The organism is Streptomyces sp. SID12501 (assembly GCF_010550245.1).
GTDB lineage: Bacteria > Actinomycetota > Actinomycetes > Streptomycetales > Streptomycetaceae > Streptomyces.
The window spans coordinates 14931-29529 of the sequence record NZ_JAAGLU010000061.1; the positions used below are offsets into that span (position 1 = coordinate 14931).

The 14599-nt window shown below is 70.7% G+C and carries 12 protein-coding genes and 1 pseudogene; 8 read left to right on the plus strand and 5 right to left on the minus strand.

Annotated features, from left to right (window positions below; translation table 11 throughout):
• Positions 1-140: 140 nt before the first annotated feature.
• The 3 genes and pseudogenes from G3I71_RS42115 to G3I71_RS42125 all read right to left on the minus strand — a co-directional run bounded on the left by G3I71_RS42115 (position 141) and on the right by G3I71_RS42125 (position 2676).
• Positions 141-1250, minus strand: coding sequence for a HAMP domain-containing sensor histidine kinase (locus G3I71_RS42115; protein WP_164323682.1), 1110 nt, complete (start codon positions 1248-1250; stop codon positions 141-143).
• Positions 1247-1984, minus strand: a complete 738-nt coding sequence (locus G3I71_RS42120; RefSeq protein ID WP_006383578.1) for a response regulator transcription factor — start codon at positions 1982-1984, stop codon at positions 1247-1249. Before G3I71_RS42120 ends, G3I71_RS42115 begins: the two co-directional genes overlap by 4 nt.
• 145 nt (positions 1985-2129) lie before the next feature.
• Positions 2130-2676, minus strand: a pseudogene (locus G3I71_RS42125) (spermidine synthase).
• Between the two features lie 149 nt (positions 2677-2825).
• On the opposite strand from G3I71_RS42125, the gene G3I71_RS42130 reads away from it, so the two are divergent.
• Positions 2826-3608, plus strand: coding sequence for a rhomboid-like protein (locus G3I71_RS42130; protein WP_164323684.1), 783 nt, complete (start codon positions 2826-2828; stop codon positions 3606-3608).
• Here G3I71_RS42130 and G3I71_RS42135 read toward each other — a convergent pair.
• Positions 3605-4264 (minus strand): GNAT family N-acetyltransferase, encoded by a 660-nt coding sequence (locus G3I71_RS42135; RefSeq protein ID WP_164323686.1) that lies wholly within the window; start codon positions 4262-4264, stop codon positions 3605-3607. The two genes, G3I71_RS42130 and G3I71_RS42135, sit on opposite strands and share 4 nt — an antisense overlap.
• 177 nt (positions 4265-4441) lie before the next feature.
• Between G3I71_RS42135 and lon the strand changes: the two genes are divergently transcribed.
• Positions 4442-6856 carry an endopeptidase La gene (lon, locus tag G3I71_RS42140; RefSeq protein WP_164323688.1) on the plus strand — a complete coding sequence of 805 codons (2415 nt, stop codon included), beginning with the start codon at positions 4442-4444 and terminating at the stop codon, positions 6854-6856.
• A gap of 191 nt (positions 6857-7047) precedes the next feature.
• Entirely contained in the window at positions 7048-7551 is a 504-nt protein-coding gene (locus G3I71_RS42145; RefSeq protein WP_164323690.1) for a MarR family transcriptional regulator, read from the plus strand.
• Positions 7552-7585: 34 nt separating this feature from the next.
• Here G3I71_RS42145 and G3I71_RS42150 read toward each other — a convergent pair whose 3' ends face one another.
• Positions 7586-8377, minus strand: a complete 792-nt coding sequence (locus tag G3I71_RS42150; RefSeq protein WP_164323692.1) for a protein phosphatase 2C domain-containing protein — start codon at positions 8375-8377, stop codon at positions 7586-7588.
• 439 nt (positions 8378-8816) lie between these two features.
• Between G3I71_RS42150 and G3I71_RS42155 the strand changes: the two genes are divergently transcribed.
• From G3I71_RS42155 to G3I71_RS42175, 5 genes are read left to right on the plus strand one after another with little or no spacing between them, the layout of a single operon-like run.
• The gene (locus G3I71_RS42155; protein ID WP_203732823.1) at positions 8817-11651 is read left to right on the plus strand and encodes a nitrate- and nitrite sensing domain-containing protein; all 2835 of its coding nucleotides are present in this window, start codon (positions 8817-8819) and stop codon (positions 11649-11651) included.
• Complete coding sequence (locus tag G3I71_RS42160; RefSeq protein ID WP_164323695.1) at positions 11648-12202, plus strand: roadblock/LC7 domain-containing protein; 555 nt, start codon at positions 11648-11650, stop codon at positions 12200-12202. Before G3I71_RS42155 ends, G3I71_RS42160 begins: the two co-directional genes overlap by 4 nt.
• Positions 12199-12606: a DUF742 domain-containing protein gene (locus G3I71_RS42165; RefSeq protein WP_164323697.1), complete on the plus strand. Its 408-nt coding sequence runs from the start codon at positions 12199-12201 to the stop codon at positions 12604-12606. The genes G3I71_RS42160 and G3I71_RS42165 overlap by 4 nt, the downstream gene beginning before the upstream one ends.
• Entirely contained in the window at positions 12587-13234 is a 648-nt protein-coding gene (locus tag G3I71_RS42170) for an ATP/GTP-binding protein (protein ID WP_164323699.1), read from the plus strand. The genes G3I71_RS42165 and G3I71_RS42170 overlap by 20 nt, the downstream gene beginning before the upstream one ends.
• A 33-nt stretch (positions 13235-13267) precedes the next feature.
• A complete protein-coding gene (locus G3I71_RS42175; RefSeq protein WP_164323701.1) occupies positions 13268-14521 on the plus strand; it encodes a styrene monooxygenase/indole monooxygenase family protein in 1254 nt (417 codons plus the stop codon).
• Positions 14522-14599 lie beyond the last annotated feature (78 nt).

Consider the following 14599-nt stretch of genomic DNA (forward strand, 5'->3'; position numbering starts at 1 on the left):
CTGAAAGAGACATATGAGGGAAGCCCAAATTGTCGGCAGGGCACACCAAATGCGCGGTCCTGTGAGCAATCACACGTGTCCACGCGCGTCCGTCAGCGCGGATGCCAGGCGGATCCTGCGGCTCCGCTTCGAACTTTACGTCAACTTGGTACGGATGACTCTCCCGGAAGGGTGACCAGAATCCGGCAACCCCGCTCGGATTCGGCCACCCCGATCCGGCCGCCGTGCAGATCGACCGCCCAGCGGGCGATGGCCAGCCCGAGGCCCGTACCGCCGTCGCTGCCCGGCCCGTGCGGCGCGCTGACGCCGCCGCGGTTGAACCGCTCGAAGACCCGGTGCCACTCCGAGCGCGGGATGCCGGGGCCCTCGTCCAGGATCTCCAGCTCCAGCGACTCGGGTAGCGTCCCGCCTCGCGCCTTCACCGTGACCCGGCCGTGCGCGGGGCTGTGCTTGACCGCGTTGTCGATCAGGTTGGCGACGACCTGGTGGAGTCGCTCCGGGTCCGCGTGCGCGACCAGCTCGGGCGGGTTGACGTCGAGGTGCAGATGGACGTCGTTACGGGTGTGACCGCCGGAGCCCGACGCGATGCCCGCGCGCGTGGAGGCGAGCATGTTGGCCTCCTTGAGCACGCCGGAGAGGTACGGCCAGACCTCGAACCGGCGCTTGCGCAGCGGTACGACGCCGTTGTCGAGCCGGGAGAGGTCCAGCAGGGTCTCCACCAGCCGCCCGAGGCGCTCGGTCTGCTTGAGAGCCGTACGCATCGTCTCCGGATCGGCGGCCGAGACCCCGTCCACGACGTTCTCCAGCACCGCGCGCAGACCCGCGATGGGGGTACGCAGCTCGTGCGAGACGTTCGCCACCAGCTCCTTGCGCTGACGGTCCTGGGCCTCCAGCTCGTCGGCCATGACGTTGATCGTCTGGGCCAGGTCGCCCAGCTCGTCCCAGCGGTTCTCGCGCACCCGGCGCGTGTAGTCGCCGTGCGAGATGGAGCGGGCCACCGCGTTCATGTCGTCCAGCGGCGCGGTGAGCGAATGGGCCACGAACTGCGTAATCAACAGCGTGGCGATCATCGAGAAGACCGTGATGAAGCGGAGCTCGGTCTTGGTGTGCACCGCGATCATCGACAGACCGGTGGTGATCAGCACCGAGACGACGACCAGTGCGCCGAGCTTGGTCTTGATCGAGAACGGGCGTACGCCGCCCCAGGGCTCCCCGGGGCTTCTCCGTGCGGCCGGCCGCCCGCGGTTCATGGCGTCGGTGTCTCCAGTGCGTAGCCGACACCGTGCACCGTACGGATCCGCTCGGCGCCGATCTTCCGGCGCAGCGCCTTGATGTGGCTGTCGACGGTGCGGGTGCCGGAGGCGTCCGCCCAGTCCCACACCTCGGCGAGCAGCTGCTCGCGGGAGAGGACGGCGCGGGGGGTGTTGGCGAGACAGACGAGCAGGTCGAACTCGGTGGGCGTGAGATGCACGTCCTCGGAGCGCACCCGCACCCGTCGCTGCGCGTGGTCGATCTCCAGCTCGCCGAGCCGCAGGATGCCGGAGCGCGGTGTCGACGCGGCGATGGCGGCCCGCTCGACCCGGCGCAGCAGTACATGCACCCGGGCGGCCAGCTCACGCATGGAGAAGGGCTTGGTCATGTAGTCGTCGGCGCCGACACCGAGCCCGACCAGCATGTCGGTCTCGTCGTCGCGCGCGGTGAGCATCAGGACGGGAACGGCCCGCTGGGCCTGTACCCGCCTGCATACTTCCAGCCCGTCGAAGCCGGGAAGCATGATGTCGAGGATCAGCAGATCGGGCTGCCAGGCCTCGGCGGTGTCGACGGCGGCCGGTCCGTCGCCTGCGGTCTGCACGAGAAATCCCTCGGCGCGCAGACGGGCCGCGATGGCGTCGACGATCGTCGGATCGTCCTCGACCACGAGTACCCGGCGCTGGGCGCCAGGAGTCGCCGTCGCGCCGTTCTGGGAGGTGTGTGTCTGCTCCATCGCCCGCCCCTGAAGTGTGCTTTCCAGAACCAGTGGGGTGGTTCCTTGGCTGCGCTTCTCCGCGCATGACTGCGATTGACGCACGACTGATCGGATGAGTGATCGGCGTCAGGGGAGCAGAGTACGGGCAGTCACCACGGAGGGTCTATCCAGGTCGGACGGCGAGATGGACGACGTCCGGGACTCCCCGGGCAACGGGGATCTCTTCGGTGCGTACTGACCGGAATCCGGCATTCCGTAGAGTTCCCTCGAATTCCCGGGAGGGCTGCGCGGACCACGCCGCGAGCACCCCGTCCGGCCTCAACACCCTTGCGCTGCTTGCCAGTCAGGCCTGCTCTACAGGCTCTGGTTGTCGTCCGTGGCGGTCCGGCCGGGGCCGTTGTCGATGTCGAGACACAGTGCGTCAAATGTGGCGGAGGTCTCATTGACGTATCTCATGAGATCGGCCGCGACGATCTGGGTACGAGGGCCGGCGAGGGTGTCGGAGGAGAACGGGGCGAGCGGTCCGTTCCGATGCCATCCGATGACCGCCGGTTCACGTTCGACGACGCTGGTGCCCCCAGCGGGGTTCGGCCGCGGTTTGCACGAGGGAGAACCCGACGCCGAGGCCGCCGCAGGGCGACCTCGCCGTACCCGCCCTCGCGACGGTCCAGGACCTCGGGGGCGTCGTAGGAGGCGGCCGGACGGGGCATGGCGACATCCTGGCGCAGTGCGGCCCGGATGAGCTCGGGCTTTACGTGGACTGTCGGCTTGCTGTGAATCGTCCGAGGGGTGGCGCGGGTCACAGACAAGGACGTGGGTGGAGGCGAAGGCTGGGGCGAAACGGAAGGAGCGCCTCACCGTGGAACGGGCCGATGTGCTGGGTGACGTGACGACGGGTTCAGCTGCGCCCTCGGGCGCTCTTGTCGCGGAGGGCGTACGGCTGCTGGACGGGATGCCGAGGCAGCGGGGGCCGGCGGAGGCCGTGTCCGTGCGGCCCGTGGCGCCTGAAGGGGCCCGCCCCGGGAGGCGGGTCCTCCGCCCCTGGCACCTCCTCCCCACCCCCACCGGAACCCCGTTCACCTTCACGTTCGCGGCCGTCCTCCTGGTCACGGCCTTCGTCGCCGAGCACGCGGACCCCGCTCTCGCGCACGCCCTCCACCAGGGCTCCAGCACCGATGTCGCCCATCTCCTGCGGACGCCCGTGTTCGTACTGGTCGCCAGCGCGCTGTGGGTCGTGGGTGGTGTGACCTCGCCGTACGCCGTTGTCCTCCTCCTTGTCCTTACCGCGCTGGAGCGGCGGATCGGCGGGCTGCGTACCGCCGGGGTGTTCGCGCTCGGGCATGTGCTGGCCACCCTCGCGACCGAGGTGCCGGTGGGGCTCGCGGTGCTGGTGGGGTGGCTGCCCGAAAGTTCGTTGCACCGGCTCGACTACGGGGTCAGTTTCGGGGTCGCGGCGAGCGTGGGCGCGTTGGCGGGGTTGCTGCGGCCCTGGCTGGGGTGGCCGCTGCTGCTGGTGTTCGGCGGGATGCTGGTGCAGGACCTGATCGCGTACACCGACCCGATGACCAACTGGGGGCATGTGATGGCGCTGGCCATCGGGGTCGCCACCTGGCCCTGGGTGAGGCGCTGGAGGCGGGCCTAAGGCCTCCCGGTGGCTCCCCCGACGAACTTCGCGCTCGTCAAAGGCGCCTCGACCCGCCAGCCCAGTGCCTCGTACAGAGCGCGCCCGTCCGGCGTTCCCGCCAGTACGCCTCTCTCCGCGCCCTGTGCGACGGCCTCCCGGGCGAGTGCGCGCATCACGAAGGAGCCCAGGCCCCGGCGCTGGTGCGCGGGGGAGGTCGCCACCTGGTCGACGACCGCGGTTCGGCCCGTCGGGGCGAGCTGGCCACGGGCCGCCCAGGAGCCGTCGGGTGCCGCGAGCAGGACGCGGGTCACGCCGCCGCGCGTCCACACGCGTACCCGGTAGCCGTCGGGGACGGCCGGCGGCTCCGTGGCGGTCAGCGGGACCGACATCAGCCAGCCCGGATCGGGGGCGACCCACCAGCCCTCGCCGAGCCACCCGCCGACCGTCGCCGGGTCCTCGAACACCTTGAGCCACACGCCCGCCCCGGTCACCGCGTCGGCCACCTTCCGGACGGTCCGCTCCTCGACGTCGTCGTTCACCGAGTGGAGGACGTGCCGGGTGACCTGCTCGGCCGTGCCCACGTCGATCGTGTACCCCCAGGGCTCGACCAGCGGCGGCGACGCCCCGCGCGAGACCACCCAGCCGTCGATCCAGGCCCGCACGGTTCCGTCCACGCCAACTCCCTGAGTAATGGTTGATGTGCAGTAATGAGTGTTACGTGGATGACTGTATGCGCAGGTCCGGCCGGGGCGGCAGAGGTGATCGCTCACGGCGAACACGGGATGGGGAACAACCGGCCGTCGCCAAGCATTGAGTCGGCATAGCTCAACTTGAGTGCCGAAGGAGAGATCATGGCTTCGACGTCCACACCGCTCACTCTGCCTGTGCTGCCGCTCGACGACGAGGTCGTGCTGCCCGGCATGGTCGTTCCGCTGGACCTGAACGACGCCGAGGTGCGTGCCGCCGTGGAGGCCGCCCAGGCCGCCGCGGGCAGCGAGCCCGGCAAGCCCAGGGTTCTGCTGGTGCCGCGCATCGACGGGACGTACGCGAACACCGGTGTCCTCGGCACCGTCGAGCAGGTCGGCCGGCTGGCCGACGGGGATCCGGGCGCCCTCATCCGAGCCCGGGGGCGCGTGCGGATCGGCGCCGGGACCACCGGCCCGGGGGCCGCGCTGTGGGTCGAGGGGACGCGGATCGACGAGACCGTCCCGGACCCCGTGCCCGGTCATGTCACCGAACTCGCCAAGGAATACAAGGCTCTCGCCACCGCCTGGCTCCGGAAGCGCGGCGCCTGGCAGGTCGTCGACCGCGTACAGGCCATCGACGACATCTCCGCCCTTGCCGACAACTCCGGTTACTCGCCCTTCCTCAGCACCGACCAGAAGATCGAGCTGCTGGAGACCACCGACCCGGTGGCCCGGCTGAAGCTCGCCGCCCAGCAACTGCGCGACCACCTCGCCGAGCAGGACGTCGCCGAGACCATCGCGAAGGACGTCCAGGAGGGCGTCGACAAGCAGCAGCGGGAGTTCCTGCTGCGCAAGCAGCTGGAAGCCGTACGCAAGGAACTGCGCGACCTCAATGGCGAGAAGGACGGCGAGGAGTCCGACGACTATCGGACCCGCGTCGAGGCCGCCGACCTGCCGGAGAACGTGCGTGAGGCAGCTCTCAAGGAGGTCGACAAGCTGGAGCGGTCCTCCGAGCAGTCGCCCGAGGGCGGCTGGATCCGGACCTGGCTCGACACCGTTCTCGAACTGCCCTGGAACGAGCGGACCGAGGACTCCTACGACATCCAGGGCGCCCAGGCCGTGCTCGACGCCGAGCACGCGGGCCTTCAGGACGTGAAGGAGCGCATCACCGAGTACCTCGCCGTGCGCAAGCGGCGGGCCGAGCGCGGACTCGGGGTCGTCGGCGGGCGTCGTGGTGGCGCCGTGCTCGCCCTCGTCGGGCCGCCCGGCGTCGGAAAGACCAGCCTCGGTGAGTCCGTCGCGCACGCCATGGGGCGGAAGTTCGTCCGCGTGGCGCTGGGCGGGGTCAGGGACGAGGCCGAGATCCGCGGGCACCGGCGTACGTATGTCGGTGCGCTGCCCGGCCGCATCGTGCGGGCCATCAAGGAGGCCGGGTCCATGAACCCCGTCGTTCTCCTCGACGAGATCGACAAGGTCGGCTCCGACTTCCGGGGCGACCCCGCCGCCGCGCTGCTCGAAGTCCTCGACCCGGCGCAGAACCACACCTTCCGCGACCACTACCTCGAAGTCGAACTCGACCTGAGCGACGTGGTGTTCCTCGCGACCGCCAACGTTCTGGAAGCCATTCCGGAGGCCCTGCTCGACCGGATGGAGCTCGTCCGGCTGGACGGGTACACGGAGGACGAGAAGGTCGTCATCGCCCGGGACCACCTGCTGCCCCGGCAGTTGGAGAGGGCCGGGCTGGAAGGTGCCGAAGTCGCCCTGGACGAGAGCGCGTTGCGCAGGCTCGCCGGGGAGTACACGAGGGAGGCCGGCGTCCGGAACCTGGAGCGGTCCATCGCGCGGCTGCTGCGCAAGGTCGCCGCACAGCACGAACTCGGGGAGCGGAAGCTGCCGTTCACCGTCACCGAAGGTGATCTGCGGTCGCTCATCGGGCGTCCCCATCACGTGCCCGAGTCCGCCACCGACCCGGCCGAGCGGCGGACGGCCGTACCTGGGGTGGCGACGGGGCTCGCGGTCACCGGGGCCGGCGGTGACGTCCTCTACGTCGAGGCGTCGCTCGCCGATCCGGAGACCGGCGCCGCCGGACTGACCCTCACCGGGCAGCTCGGTGACGTGATGAAGGAGTCCGCGCAGATCGCGCTCTCCTTCCTGCGCTCGCACGGCGCCGAACTGGAACTGCCCGTGGGCGACCTGAAGGACCGGGGCGTGCACATCCACTTCCCGGCGGGTGCCGTGCCCAAGGACGGTCCGAGCGCGGGCGTCACCATGACGACCGCCCTCGCCTCGCTGCTCAGCGGACGGCTCGTCCGTACGGACGTCGCCATGACCGGCGAGGTCTCGCTGACCGGGCGGGTGCTGCCCATCGGCGGTGTGAAGCAGAAGCTGCTCGCCGCACACCGGGCCGGCGTCACCACGGTGATCATCCCGAAGCGCAACGAGGCCGACCTGGACGACGTCCCGGCCGAGGTCCTGGAGAAGCTCGACGTCCACGCCGTCACGGACGTCCGCCAGGTCCTCGAACTGGCGCTCACCCCGGCGCAGAACCCGGCGGAGGTGAGGGTTCCGGCAGCGGCGTGACGGACGCTGCCGGTCGGCGAGGGCCCGGGTCCCGGAAAGGGGGCCCGGGCCTTCCCGTTCCCGTACCCGGGGCTTGCGGGGGCCCTGGTTGACGCCGTCGCTCCGGGCCTGCGAAATACTGTCCGAGCTGCGGCAACGGCCGTGTTTGGCGGAAACCTTCAGAGCGGCGAAACCGGATCAGGGGTGCTGACGTGCACGAGGACGGGAACGGCGAGGGGAACCTCGGCGGGCGGCATGTCGGGTCCACCACGCCCGGGCGCGGGGTCGAGCGGGAGTTCCTCGCCCTGGAGCGCGAGTTGACGGTGTTCCTGCGGCGCGCCCGGGCCAGCTCCGGGGAGATGGCCCGCGAGGTCCATCCCGACCTGGAGTCGTCGGCGTACGGACTGCTGGTGCGGCTCGACGAGTGCGGGCGCCAGCGGGCCACCGAGCTCGCCGCCTACATCGGCGTCGGCAAGGCCACCATGTCCCGTCAGCTGCGCGCCCTGGAGGAACTGGGCCTCATCGCCCGCGAGCCCGATCCTGCCGACGGACGCGCCTGGCTCGTCCACCTCACGGACGAGGGCCGTGTCCGCTTCCGTGCCGTCCGGGAGGCGCGACGGGAGCGGTACGTGCGCGAGCTGGCCGCCTGGGACCGCGTCGAGGTGGCCGAACTGGCCCGGCTGCTCCACCGGCTCAACCTCGGCATGGAGAAGTAGGCCCGCCGCACCGGCGGTCGGTGGTTTCCGGCCGTCAAAGCTCCACGTACACCACCGTCGCGTCGTCGTGCGTCTTGCTGCGGCCCAGGCGTGGCAGGCCCCCGTCCGCGTCGGCCCGCTCCAGCTCCCGTACGCGGTTCACCAGTGACCCCGGGCCCTCCTTGCGTACGGCGGTGAAGCAGGCCGTCCAGTCGCCCTCGGTGAACCTCTCCACCCAGCGGGTCGCCCCGTCCGTCAGGGCGGCCAGCGCGCGGACCTCGGCGCGCGGGAGTGAGCCCGTCACCGCGCGGGAAGCCACCGACGGATCGGCCGCCGCCGTGAAGAAACCGCCCTCCTTGTTGCGTACCGTCGCGTCGGCGATCGCGTCCGTGGCCAGGGACGCGCGGGGGACGCGGGACAGGCGCTCGTCCAGGTGTGCGGTGACCGTGCCGTCCGGGGACTCGGTCAGCAGGGCCGAGTCGGACAGGACCAGGTGCTCCACGGTGGCCGGTGACCAGCGGGCGAGAACCACGGTCGCCTGGGGGGTGCGTGGGTGAGAAAGGTCACAGGTCTGCGCGTGGGCCTCGGCGGTACGAGAGATCGCAGCCGCCAGTATCCCGGTGAGGGGCATATCCGGTTGTGAAACAGACAGTTCGGTCAGCGCGCCGCCGAGCCGGGCCGTGTACCAGGGGACGGAATGCAGACAGCCCGTTCCGGCCCTGGGGGGAGTCACCCCGTCCAGGAGGACGAGCGAACCGCCCTGCCCGGAGGCGGGAAGTCCGATCGCTGCGAAGTCCTCATTGGGGCGGGCCGGATCGCCGGGCTCCGTGACGAGTTCAGTACGCATCCGGCCAGTCTGCACGAGCCCTTCACAGGCTTCTCAAAAGGCTGGCAACGATTGCCGAAACAGCGTGTAGTCGCTGGTCAGGCGCCTGGTTTGGGGGAGAATGATCCACTCGGTGAAGACGTAGCAGCGGATAATGTCAAAGCCCGCCGCCCACGTCCAACCGGCCGGCCAACCGTGGTGGGCGCACAGGCCGGAGGAACTTGCCGCCAACTCCCCGCCGATGTTGACTCCTTGATGTTCACTCCTTTGAGTGGCGGGTCGGGTGACGCGCGCTCCCTGCCCACGGGCATGGGAGGGTCGGGAGCCGGATCGTGCCGGAAAGTCGGAGCCGTATCGGGTGAGCGACAGGCCAGAACCATCCGGGCGGCCATGCAGTTGACGGATCGTCATCCGGGTCCCGGCGGATCGTCACCCGGGCCCATGGGCACACGAGTCAGGAATGCGAGCACCGGTGCAGAAGACGCGGCCTCGGCGCACAGGCAGGCAGACAGCTCCCGCAGGGGGCGCTACCGGTGACGTCCCGACCGATCCCGCGGGCCGGGGTCGTCCCGCTCACGTCCGCAACCGGCTCATCGTGGCCGTCGCCGTCGTGGCCGCCGCGATCGCCGGGGCAGGCGCCCCGTCCGTCGTCGCCGCCTCCTCGCAGCTCCACGACTCCCAGGATCTGGTGACGCTCGCGACACAGACCCAGGACGCCCTGACTCTCGCCCACTCGCTCGCCGACGAACGCGACGAGATCACCGTCTACATCGCCGCCGGCCGCCCCAAGGCGAAGGCGCCCTCCGAGCAGCGCGCCGCCCGCGTCGACCGTGAGGTCGGCGACCTGCGCGCGAACCCCGACACCCCGGCCGCGCTCGTCGCGGACCTCGACGACATCGCGGCGCTGCGCACGCAGACGCTCACCGGGAAGAGCACCGCTCTCCAGTCGCACGAGGCGTACTCCGCCGCCATCGCCGGGCTGCACCTCCTCGCCGAGCAGCTGGCCGACAAGCAGCCGCCCCGCGCGGGCGCCGGCGCGTACGCCCTCGCCGAACTCGACTCCGCCGTCCAGCAGGCCGCCGCCGCCCGGGGTCTCCTCCTCGCCGCGCTGAGCGTGCCGACGTCCACCGAGAACGTGTACGACCCGGTCACCGGACTGTCGTCCGAGCAGACCGTCACCGCGCCGGCCGCCGCCAGGACGCGGGCCGCGCTCAGCGCCGCCGCCCAGCAGGCCCGGCTGCGTTCGGACGCGGCGGTCACCGACTTCCGCGAGACGGCCCCCGAGGCCGCCGTCGGCAGCTACGACTCCACGGTCACCGGACCCGAGGTCGACACCGCCGACAAGTACCTCGCCTCGCTCACCGACCAGGCCACGCTGTCCACGAGCGAACTCGCCACCAGCCTCAGCGGCGTGGACGCGGCCGTCTCCGCCCGCCTCGAACTGATGCGCGGCGTCGAGTCCTCTCTCTACGACCGCCGTACCAAGGCCCTCACCAAGCTCCGCGACGACGACGTCACCGAGCTGGAGATCCGGATCGCCGCCCTCGGCGCCCTCCTCCTGGTCGCCGTCGGTATCGCCACCGCCATGGCCCGCAGCCTCACCCGCCCGCTCTCCGTGCTGCGCCGCGGTACCGCCCGGCTGGCCGAGGCGGCCGACCCGCTCGCCGAGGAACCGGTCAGGTTCACCGGCCGCAACGACGAGTTCGCCCAGGTCGTCCGTTCCGTCAACGCCCTGCACGCCCGCGCCTTCCACGTCCACGAGCGCATCGCCACCCTGGAGTCCGACCGCAAGCACCTGGTCGGCCAGCGCCAGAAGATGGCCGACGCCCGCGAGGAACTGCGCGCCGAACTCGCCGACGCGGCAAGCCAGCTGGCGCGCACCCGGGACAGCATCCACGGCAGCTTCGTGAATCTCGCGCTGCGTACCCTGGGCCTCGTCGAGCGTCAACTCGCCGTCATCGAGGGCCTGGAGGAGCGCGAGCAGGACCCTGACCGGCTCGCCACCCTCTTCAAGCTCGACCACTTCGCCACCGTCATGCGCCGGCACAGCGAGAACCTCCTCGTCCTCGCCGGCGCCGAACACGGCCACCAGCACGCGGGACCCGTCCCGCTCGTCGACGTGGTCCGTGCCGCCGTGAGCGAGATCGAGCGGTACGAGCGGGTACGCATCTCCGCGCTGCCGCCGCACGGGCACCTCGCCGGGTTCGCCGCCGACGACGTCAGTCATCTGCTGGCCGAACTCCTGGAGAACGCCACCTCGTTCACCCCGCCCGAGCTTCCGGTGGAGATCTCCGGCTGGCTCCTGGAGAGCGGCGAGGTCATGCTCTCCGTCCAGGACGAGGGCATCGGCATGACCGCCGAGCGCCTGGTCCGCCTCAACTCCCGCCTCGCCGACTTCGATCCGGACGTCCCGCACGACACGTACGGGACAGGCGAGAAGGGCGAGGCCGCCGAGAAGGAGGGCGGCGAGGAGGACGGTGGCGACGGGATCGGGCTCGGCCTGTACGTGGTCGCACGGCTCGCCCATCGGCACGGCGTGCGGGTGCAGTTGCGGGAGCAGAAACAGGGCGGTGTCGCGGCGGTCGTCGTCCTGCCGAAGGCGCTGCTGGCCCCGGACCCGGCCGCCGTACCGCCGTCGGCCACGTCGACGCCCGGCGGCTCGGCACTGTCCTTCCCCGGGGCCGACGCCGAGGTCAACTCCAATGTCCTGCAAGGGCGTTCGGAGGCCGAAGAACCGGTTGAGGATCTGGCCGAGGAGCCGAGTGAGATCCCGGCCGACGCACCCGACCCGATGATCGCCCTGGCGGAGCGGGCCGTAAGGAACGCCGAGGCCGACGCCGAAGCGGACACGGATGCGGATGCGGATGCGGATCTGCCCGAGCCCTTCCCCGCGTCCGAGATCACCATGGAACTGCTCGTGCCGGAACTCCCGGCCGAGGACACCGCCGAGCCGGCCGTCCCCACGGCTCCCGACAGCGAGACCACCGCCCCGGACCCCTACGCCATCGGCCCCGACACGCACGAGCGTGTCGAGGAGGAACCGATCACCGACAAGGGGCTGCCCAAGCGGACGCCGAGGATCACCACGCCCGCCGCGCCGCCGAGACCACGGATGGGTTCCGTCGACGCCGAGGCACTGCGCCGCCGGCTCGGCGGGTTCCATCGTGGTGCGCGCGACGGACACCGTGACGTCGAGGCGGAGATCGCGGAGCAGACGGGACGGGCGGCGCGTACGGCAGAGCCGGCACGTGCCGAAGAATCCACGGGGGGAACAGTCGAGGAGGCAAGCAGTTGACCGCGCCCAGTACCTTCGGCCTGAGTAGTGAAGCCCGCAACCTGCACTGGCTGCTGAGCAATCTCGTCGAGGAGGTGCCGGGACTGACGTCGGTCGCGGTGGTCTCCTCGGACGGTCTGCTCCTGCTCTCGTCCGACCCAGACAGGAACGCGGAACGTCGGCCCGACCGGCCGACCGGCCCCAGAGGCTCCGCCGCCGACCTCGCCACGATCGTCTCCGGCATCGGCAGCCTCACCATCGGCGCCGCCAAGCTGATGGACTACGGCGCCGTCAAGCAGACCATGGTCGCGATGGAGGACGGCACCCTCTTCGTGATGTCGATCAGCGACGGCTCGCTGCTCGGAGTGCACGGCTCCCCGGACTGCGACATGAGCGTGGTGGCGTACCACATGGCGCTCTTCGTGGGCCGCGCCGGACACGTCCTGACCCCCGAACTCCGCAGTGAGCTGCGGGAGTCGATCGAACGAGAATCAGCGGACAACGAGCCGGCGGAGGTCGGTCCGATGGCCGTCCGTTCCGTGCCGGGCCGGTCCGCGGAGGGTGCCAAGTGAGTACGCCCACCGCGCCCAGGCTTCCCGTCCGCGGCGGCGACCGCAAACCGGCCCGGGTACGCCCGTACTCGCTGACCGGCGGCCGGACCCGCTTCGGCCATGTCCTCCTCGTCGAGACGTTCGTCGCCGCGATCGAAGCGGCCGAGGAGCGCAAGGAGTTGGAGAATGGTTCCCTCAGCACCCGGGTCATGCCGGAGCTGCGGGCCATCGTCGAACTGTGCCGCCGGATGCGTACGGTGGCCGAGATCGCCGCGCTGCTGAAGATGCCGCTGGGCGTGGTCCGCGTACTCCTGAGCGACCTCGCGGACCAGGGAAAGATCCGTGTGTACGGAACCGGTCACGGGCCGGGGCAGCCGGACCGCGCGCTGCTGGAAAGGGTGCTGAGTGGACTCCGTCGTCTCTGACGTCGCCCGTGGTGTCTCCCCGCTTCTCCGACTGTCGCCCGACAAGGAGGAGTTGCGGCCGTGGCAGGAGGACCGCACCCGTGCGCCGATCGCCACGAAGATCGTGATCGCGGGCGGTTTCGGTGTCGGCAAGACCACGATGGTCGGCACCATCTCGGAGATCGAGCCCCTCCAGACGGAGGCGCTGATGACCGAGGCGAGCGAGGGCACCGACGACCTCACCGCGACCCCTCAGAAACGCACGACGACCGTGGCCATGGACTACGGCCGCGTCACGCTCGACGACGACCTGGTGCTCTACCTCTTCGGTACGCCGGGCCAGCAGCGGTTCTGGTTCATGTGGGACGACCTGGTGCGCGGTGCGATCGGCGCGGTCGTGCTGGCCGACACCCGGCGGCTGAAGGAGTGCTTCCCGGCGCTCGACTACTTCGAGAGCTGCGGGCTGCCGTACATCGTGGCCGTCAACCACTTCGACGGCAGCGCCGAGTTCGACGCGGAGGACGTGCGGGAGGCGCTCACGATCCCCGCGCACGTACCTGTCATGATCATGGATGCGCGGCGCCGCCTCCCGGTGATCGAGACCCTGCTCGCCCTGGTGGGCCACGCGTTGGACGTCAGTCCCGAGTAACAGCGACAGCGACAAGGGGAGAGACCAGACCGTATGCGGAAGATACTCGTCGTCGGAGCCGGTCAGGCCGGCCTTCAGATAGCCCTCGGACTCCAGTCGCAGGGTTACGAGGTCACCCTGATGTCCAACCGGACCTCGGACGAGATCCGGTCCGGCCGGGTCATGTCCACACAGTGCATGTTCCACACCGCCCTTCAGCACGAGCGCGATCTCCAGCTGAACTTCTGGGAGTCCCAGGCCCCGAAGATCGAGGGACTCGGTGTCTCGGTCGCGGCCCCCGGCTCCCACGACCCGGGCCCGACCCAGCGCGCGATCGACTGGCTCGGCAAGCTCGACGGCCACGCCCAGTCCGTCGACCAGCGGGTGAAGATGGCCGGCTGGATGGAGACCTTCGCCCAGCGCGGCGGCCAACTGGTCATCCACGGCGCGGCGGTCGGCGACCTCGACTACTTCTCCCGCACGTACGACCTCGTCCTGGTCGCCGCGGGCAAGGGCGAGCTGGTGTCGATGTTCGCCCGCGACCCCGAGCGCTCCCCCTACCGCGAGCCGCAGCGCGCGCTGGCCGTCGCCTACGTCCACGGCCTGGGCCCGCGCCCCGAGCACCCGGACACGGACGCGGTCCGCTGCAACCTGGTCCCGGGCGTCGGCGAGCTCTTCGTCATGCCGACGTTCACCACCTCGGGCCGCGCCGACATCCTGTTCTGGGAGGGCATACCCGGCGGCCCCCTCGACGTCTTCAACGGCGTCCGCGACCCGGCCGAACACCTCTCCCTGACCCTGGAACTCATGGAGCGGTTCACGCCGTGGGAGTACGCGCGGGCCACCGAGGTCGAACTCACCGACGCTGGCGGCACGTTGGCCGGCCGCTATGCCCCCACCGTCCGTAACCCGGTCGGCCGCCTCCCCGGCGGCGGCCTGGTACTCGGCGTGGCCGACGTGGTCGTGGCGAACGACCCGATCACCGGCCAGGGCTCCAACTCCGCCTCGAAATGCGCGGCTTCGTACCTCGCCTCGATCCTCGAACAGGGCGAGAAGGAGTTCGACGAGACCTGGATGAGGGCCACCTTCGACCGCTACTGGGACACCGCCCAGCACGTCACCAAGTGGACCAACGCGATGCTCGGCCCGCCGCCGGAGCACATCATCAACCTCCTCGGCGCGGCAGGCCAGTTGCCCCCGGCCGCCGACCGCTTCGCCAACGCCTTCAACGACCCGTCGGACTTCGAGAACTTCTTCTACGAGCCCGAGAAGACGGCCGCCTATCTGGGCTCGGTGGCGGGGGCCTGATGGGCTTCCGACCAGCAATCCAGCCGTCGTTGTCTGTCGTTGCCTGTCGTCATTGGTCGCCCTCGGACGGCCCACAGA

What these genes read in the sequence shown, in the direction of transcription:
- lon (WP_164323688.1), top strand. Translation starts at nt 4,442, where the DNA reads ATGGCTTCGACGTCCACACCGCTCACTCTGCCTGTGCTGCCGCTCGAC.
- G3I71_RS42155 (WP_203732823.1), top strand. Translation starts at nt 8,817, where the DNA reads ATGCGAGCACCGGTGCAGAAGACGCGGCCTCGGCGCACAGGCAGGCAG.
- G3I71_RS42115 (WP_164323682.1), bottom strand. Translation starts at nt 1,250, where the DNA reads ATGAACCGCGGGCGGCCGGCCGCACGGAGAAGCCCCGGGGAGCCCTGG.
- G3I71_RS42120 (WP_006383578.1), bottom strand. Translation starts at nt 1,984, where the DNA reads ATGGAGCAGACACACACCTCCCAGAACGGCGCGACGGCGACTCCTGGC.
- G3I71_RS42175 (WP_164323701.1), top strand. Translation starts at nt 13,268, where the DNA reads ATGCGGAAGATACTCGTCGTCGGAGCCGGTCAGGCCGGCCTTCAGATA.
- G3I71_RS42150 (WP_164323692.1), bottom strand. Translation starts at nt 8,377, where the DNA reads ATGCGTACTGAACTCGTCACGGAGCCCGGCGATCCGGCCCGCCCCAAT.